We start from the raw sequence: 6,146 nt of genomic DNA, 5'->3' as shown, positions 1-6,146 counted from the left end.
GCCCACCCTCCTCGACCAACTCCCGGAGCAACCCGGTCGCCGGCTGCTCACCGTGATCCGTGCCACCGCCGGGCAGATGCCACAGGCCAGCACCCGGATAGCCCTCCGCGATCTGCGTCAGCAAAATCCGCTCAGCACGATCGGTTACCAGCCCGTACGCCCCAAAGCGCAACCGACGATCGGGGTGTGGTGGGACAGCCGGGTGCGGCAGCCGGTGCGTCCCGGGCGGCAATGGGGTGACCGGCAGACCGAGCGCCTCGGCGGTGAACGGGGTCAGCGGCAACTCCGCCACCTCCGCCGACGAAAGCCAGCGAGCCTGATCAACCAGGCCACCCCCAGTGCCCCGCAGCGCGCCCTCGGGAACGGCGCCGTGGGGCATGTCGAGCTCGAACAACAGCCGATCGGTGTGCAGCGCGACCGCGTCCTCCGGGAAGGTGACCACATCGGCGATCACCGCCAGCAGTCGCGTCACCGCCACCGTCAACCCGGCCTGTTCGGCGACCTCGCGGACCACAGCGTGCTCCGGGTGCTCGGCATGGTCGACGCCACCACCCGGCAACCGCCAGACCCCCGGGAACTCACCCTCCGCCCCGTCCCGAACCACCAAGACCCGGCCCGAATCCCGCACAAGCCCATACGCCCCGACTCGCCGCGTAAATTGCACCGTTGCCCCCCGCTTCGCACCCCAGGCCCGTTAATCAGAAGATCGTCGCCGCCCGCCCCGCGCCCTGACTCTAACTTCATGATCAACGCAAGGTGGCGCGTGAAAGCCAGCAGAACTGGCGAGCCGGCCCGTCCACGAACCCAGCCCGTCGGTTGCGCCGCGCTCGTCGGCAACCCCGGCTCATCGTGGGTCGCCCCGTCGGCAGCCGGCCCGTCGGCGGTCGCCCCGACGGCGAGCCGGCCTCTCGGCGAGCCGGCCCATCGGCGAACCGACCCGCCAGCGAGCCGGCCCATCGGCGAACCGACCCCCGCCAGTGAACCGGCCCGTCGGCGAACCGGTCCAGCGGAGCGCTCGGACTGAGGCAGCCAATCAGTGCCACGGAGTATTCGTCATGTCCGTATTGGTTTCATCCAGTTTATCCGGATGCCTGCTTCACCCCATTAGCCCTCATTGTGGAGTCCGTTCGCATCGCCAACAGCCAAGCCAGACGCTGATCAACTCGGGTTCAAGAAAGGCGCGGTATCCCAGCGCCCGGGACACCGCGCCTTCAAGGAATCCGAGTTGATCACAGGGCGAGCTCTGGGCGCCGAGGGTCCCTTGCCCGGGATGCCCGCAAATGCCCTCCGCAAGGCGCCCCGGGCCGAAGATCGCGCGGCATCCAGGAGGCAGTGACCGACCTCCACGCGTCGGTGAAGCCACTACAGCCGACGAGGCGCGATCTTGACGCAAGGCCAGGGCGCGGGGCCGGCGCACCGATCGCGGGCACAAGGCGCGCAGCGCGAGACGCAACTCAAGGCGCGGAGCACGAGACGCAACGCGAGACGCGGTGCCAAACGCGGTGCCAAACGCGGTGCGAGACGCGGTGCGAGACGACGGTGAGGCGGGCCGGCCCCCTTTGAAACTGACCGGTCGGGGGTCAGGTGAGTTGGGCTGCTTGGACTGCTTCGGCGGTTACCTCGGTCAGGCGGTCGGTGGGGAGGGCGCCCAACTCTTCCCGGCCGAACCAGCGGGCCTCGCAGGTGGAGCCGCCCACGTCGGCCACGGTCAGTGGGTTGGGCTGGTCGACGACGACCCGGTAGAAGGCGCGTACGCCGTGCCAGTCGATCGGGTAGCCCTCGGGGCCGAGCGAGGCGGCGTCGCGGTGGCTGGCGACTCCGAGTAGTTCGACCAGGCGGCCGGTCTGCCCGGTTTCCTCGACCAACTCTCGGATCAGCGCCGCGCCGGGTTGCTCACCGTAGTCGGTGCCGCCGCCGGGCAGGTGCCAGCAGCCGGCGCCGGGGTAGCCGTCGGAGACTCGGGTGAGCAGGACTCGACCGGCGGGGTCGGTGCACACCGCGTACGCGGCGAAGCGCTGGGCGCGGTGCAGCCCGTCGGGGCCGGGCACGGCGTAGAAGGACGGGAATTCGGGTGCTTCGTCGGGCACCACGTCGGTGGAGGAGGCGGGTAGCCCGAGGGCTCGTGCGGTGAACGAGCGCAGTGGCAGCTCGCGCGCCTCTTCGAGGGTGTACCACCGGGCCAGGTCGGTGGGGCGCTCGCCGACCCGGTCGGCAAGGGTGCCGCCGCGCACGGCCACCCGGTAGATCAGGCGGTCGGTGTGGATGGTGATGCCGCGGTCCGGGAGTGCCCGCATGTCGGCGAGCACGTCGGCCAGGCCGGTGACTGCGACTGAGAGGCCGGTTTCGGCGGCGGTCTCGCGAACGACAGTGTGGTTCGGGTCCTCGCCGTGGTCGACCGCCCCGCCGGGCAGCGACCACGCGCCGGGGGTGCCGGAGCGCTCCGATGCGCGGACCAGCAAGACTCGGCCGCTGGAATCAGCACAAACTGCGTATGCCGCGATCCTGCGGAGCGGCTTGAGCAAGGTGGTCACGGAAGCAAATTCTCCCCGGGCCGGGTTACCGGAACGGAAAAGAGTCGGATTCCTGACTGTCTGGCCCTGATCAGGGATTGGTCAGGGTAATGATCCGGGCGGTCACCGAGGTCGGGGTGGGCGCCAGCGCGGACCGTGGGGGTATGACATCGACCACCGCTTCCCACGCTCCGTACAAGCAGCTTCGGCGACCCACCACCGACCGCATGGTCGCGGGGGTTGCCAGTGGCGTCGGCCGCTACCTCGCCGTCGATCCCACAGTGGTCCGGGTGATCTTCGCGGTCGCGGGCCTGCTCACCGGCGGGCTCGCGCTGTTCGCGTACCCGATCATGTGGTTCCTGATGCCGGAGGAGCCCACCAGCGCGCCGGCCTGGCCGCACGCCGCGGGCGTCGCGCCGCAGAACGGCCCGCCGCCCACCGCCGGGCCCGCGCCGGGTGGACCACCGCAGGGGTACGCCCCGACGCCGCCCTACCCGCCGACGACCCCGTCGAGCCCGCCGCCGGTCGCCTGAGCGGCGCTCACTCCCACTCGATGGTGCCCGGCGGCTTGCTGGTGACGTCCAGGACCACCCGGTTGACCTCGGCGACCTCGTTGGTGATCCGGGTGGAGATCCGGGCCACCACGTCGTAGGGGAGCCGGGACCAGTCGGCGGTCATCGCGTCCTCGCTGGAGACCGGGCGCAGCACCACGGGGTGCCCGTAGCTACGCCCGTCTCCCTGCACGCCGACGCTGCGCACGTCGGCGAGCAGCACCACCGGGAACTGCCACACGCCCCGGTCGAGGCCGGCGGCGGTCAACTCCTCACGGGCGATCAGGTCGGCCTGGCGGAGCAGGTCGAGACGTTCCTGGTCGACGGCGCCGATGATCCGGATGGCGAGGCCGGGGCCGGGGAACGGGTGCCGCCAGACCATCGCCTCGGGCAGGCCCAGCTGGAGGCCGAGCGCGCGGACCTCGTCCTTGAACAGGGTGCGCAGCGGCTCGACCAGCGCGAACTTCAGGTCTTCCGGGAGGCCGCCGACGTTGTGGTGGCTCTTGATGTTGGCGGTGCCGGTGCCGCCCCCGGACTCCACCACGTCGGGGTAGAGGGTGCCCTGGACGAGGAACTCGACATCGCCGTGGGCGGCGATGTCGCGGGCCGCGGCCTCGAAGACCCGGATGAACTCCCGGCCAATGATCTTGCGCTTCTGCTCCGGGTCGGTCACCCCGGCGAGCGCGCCGAGGAACCGGTCGGCGGCGTCGACCACCTTCAGCTTGATGCCGGTGGCGGCGACATAGTCCTTCTCCACCTGCTCGGCCTCGCCGGCGCGCAGCAGGCCGTGATCGACGAAGACGCAGGTGAGCTGGTCACCTACCGCCTTGTGCACCAGCGCGGCGGCGACCGCCGAGTCCACCCCGCCGGAGAGGCCGCAGATGACCTCCTTGTCACCGATCTGGGCGCGGATCCGGGCGACCTGCTCGTCGATGATGTTCTCGGGCGTCCAGGTCGGCTCGATGCCGGCGATGTCGTACAGGAAGCGCTGGAGCATCTCCTGGCCGTGCGCGGTGTGCCCGACCTCCGGGTGGAACTGCACGCCGGCCCGACGCCCGGCCAGGTCCTCGAATGCGGCGACCGGGGCGCCGGACGACTCGGCGGTCACCGTGAAGCCCTCGGGCGCCTCGGTGACGCAGTCCCCGTGGCTCATCCAGACGGGCAGGTCCGCCGGGAGGTCGCGCAGCAGCACACCCGGGTCGAGGAGGCGGGGGCGCAGCGGGGTGCCGCCGTACTCACGGTTACCGGTCCTGGTGACCGTGCCGCCGAGCGCCTGGGCCATCGCCTGGAAGCCGTAGCAGATGCCGAAGACCGGCACGTCGGCGCTGAACACGCCCGCGTCGATCTGCGGTGCGCCCGGGGCGTAGACGCTGGCCGGACCACCGGAGAGGATGATCGCGGCGGGGTTCTTCGCCAGCATCTCGGCGATCGGCATCGAGTGCGGCACGATCTCGGAGTAGACCTTCGCCTCACGGACCCGGCGGGCGATGAGCTGGGCGTACTGGGCTCCGAAGTCCACCACAAGGACGGGGCGAGGCAGGCTCATGTGCACGAAGCCTACCGACAGTCACGGCCACTCCCGGCACCGGCTCGCCAGCAACCCACTCTCCCCGCGATCTGTGAGTGGGGGTTGTCAAGTGGTGCGGTGGTGGGTGGTGATGGTGCGGTAGAGCTGTCGGGCGATGTAGCGCTTGAGGCAGCGGGTGATTTCTCTGGTGGTGCGGCCTTCGGCGCGGCGTCGGTTGATGTAGTCGCGGGTTTCGGGGTGGATGCGGCGGCGGGTTAGGGCGATGGTGTGCAGGGCGCTGTTGAGGGTTCTGTCGCCGCCGCGGTTGAGGCGGTGTCGGTCGGTGCGGCCGCTGGCCACGGGTATGGGGGCGGCGCCGGCGAGGGTGGCGTAGGCGGCTTCTGATCGGACGCGGCCGGGGTGTGACCAGGTGGTGAGGGCGATCGCGGCGGTGACGGGTCCGACTCCGGGTTGGTCGAGTAGGGGTGGGCACAGGTCGGTGACGAGGGCGCGTAGGCGTCGGTGGTTGTCGGCCAGTGCGGTGTCGAGGGTGTGGATGTGACGGGCGAGGGTGGCCAGTTCGCGGCGGCGGGTGTGTTCCTCGGTGGGCAGGTGGGTGTTCTCGGGTAGGTCGAGGGCGGCCAGGCGGGCGATCTGGTGGGTGGTGGATAGTCCGCGCAGAGCGTGACGTAGGGCGTCGTCGGCGGTCAGGATCAGCGCTTTGACCAGGTTGACCGTGGCGGTGCGTGTGTCGCTGTGGTGGCGGCGGCAGACCAGTAGGAGACGTAGCGCTTCGCGTGGTCCGTCGCTGCGGGGCACAGCGACGCGGTCGGTGGACAGTGCGAGGACCGTGTGGGCGGCGGCGACCGCGTCGAGTTGGTCGGACTTGCCGCCACGGCGGCGCGACGCCACGACGGGTTTGGGTGCCTCGCAGACCGGTTCACCGGCAGCGGTCAACAGCCGGCACAGCCCCTGACCGTGCGCCCGGGTGCCCTCCACCGCCCATAACCGGCGTCCGTCAGGCGGGGTGTGCGCGGCGGCGAAGGCCAGCAGCCGACTCAACCCGTCCGAGTCGGTGCACACCGTGACCTGCGCCAACACCGCCCCGAACCGGTCGAGCACCGCAGCGGTGTGCGTGTCGGTGTGGGTATCCACCCCCACCACCACGTCATAGCGATCCGTGACCCGCTCTACGATCTGTGTCATCTCGGGTTGTTGCTCCTTTGCCAGTGACGACCGGGACAGTCGGCGTCGGCTCGGGAAGCAGTCACCTCAGCGGCACATCTGTGATGGGCCACGTGTGTTCACACGGGCAGGCTTCTGATCAGGCCAGCAAGGTGGGCCGGGCCGGCGCCGACGACCACCTGGGGACAGGTCTTGCACAAGGCACACCCGTACTCCGAGCGGCCGGATCGCGAACGAGTCACCCACGTGATCACCGACGCCGAACCTAGCGGCAACCAGCCGAACCGATCACCACCGACATAGAAGCGTCTTGCAGTTGCTGTCGCGACATAAGGGGCATTCCACTCATCCCGGCCACCGAAACTGCAAGATCGGCGTGCGGGGGCGCGGGGG

Annotated in this window: 5 protein-coding genes; 1 reads left to right on the top strand and 4 read right to left on the bottom strand. The window is 70.5% G+C overall.

Annotation, left to right across the window (positions count from 1 at the left end; translation table 11 throughout):
* Positions 1 to 604, bottom strand: a 604-nt coding sequence (locus tag DLJ59_RS22460; protein ID WP_244236168.1) for an NUDIX domain-containing protein, incomplete at its 3' end; no start/stop codon positions are given.
* A gap of 976 nt (positions 605 to 1,580) precedes the next feature.
* Positions 1,581 to 2,531, bottom strand: coding sequence for an NUDIX hydrolase (locus tag DLJ59_RS22455; RefSeq protein ID WP_124774587.1), 951 nt, complete (start codon positions 2,529 to 2,531; stop codon positions 1,581 to 1,583).
* Positions 2,532 to 2,674: 143 nt separating this feature from the next.
* Between DLJ59_RS22455 and DLJ59_RS22450 the strand changes: the two genes are divergently transcribed.
* Positions 2,675 to 3,043 (top strand): PspC domain-containing protein, encoded by a 369-nt coding sequence (locus tag DLJ59_RS22450; RefSeq protein WP_124774586.1) that lies wholly within the window; start codon positions 2,675 to 2,677, stop codon positions 3,041 to 3,043.
* 7 nt (positions 3,044 to 3,050) lie between these two features.
* Here DLJ59_RS22450 and guaA read toward each other — a convergent pair whose 3' ends face one another.
* Together guaA and DLJ59_RS22440 are read right to left on the bottom strand one after the other, a co-directional pair.
* On the bottom strand, positions 3,051 to 4,607 hold the full coding sequence (gene guaA / locus DLJ59_RS22445) for a glutamine-hydrolyzing GMP synthase (protein ID WP_124774585.1): 1,557 nt from the start codon (positions 4,605 to 4,607) through the stop codon (positions 3,051 to 3,053).
* 87 nt (positions 4,608 to 4,694) lie between these two features.
* Positions 4,695 to 5,774: an IS110 family RNA-guided transposase gene (locus DLJ59_RS22440; RefSeq protein WP_124774584.1), complete on the bottom strand. Its 1,080-nt coding sequence runs from the start codon at positions 5,772 to 5,774 to the stop codon at positions 4,695 to 4,697.
* Positions 5,775 to 6,146: the final 372 nt, after the last annotated feature.

Source organism: Micromonospora inaquosa (assembly GCF_003857055.1).
Classification (GTDB): Bacteria; Actinomycetota; Actinomycetes; order Mycobacteriales; family Micromonosporaceae; genus Micromonospora; species Micromonospora inaquosa.
This window is presented reverse-complemented; position numbering and strand designations above follow the sequence as displayed.

Coding starts and splice junctions, on each gene's coding strand:
- DLJ59_RS22450 (WP_124774586.1), top strand. CDS start 2,675: ATGACATCGACCACCGCTTCCCACGCTCCGTACAAGCAGCTTCGGCGA.
- guaA (WP_124774585.1), bottom strand. CDS start 4,607: ATGAGCCTGCCTCGCCCCGTCCTTGTGGTGGACTTCGGAGCCCAGTAC.
- DLJ59_RS22440 (WP_124774584.1), bottom strand. CDS start 5,774: ATGACACAGATCGTAGAGCGGGTCACGGATCGCTATGACGTGGTGGTG.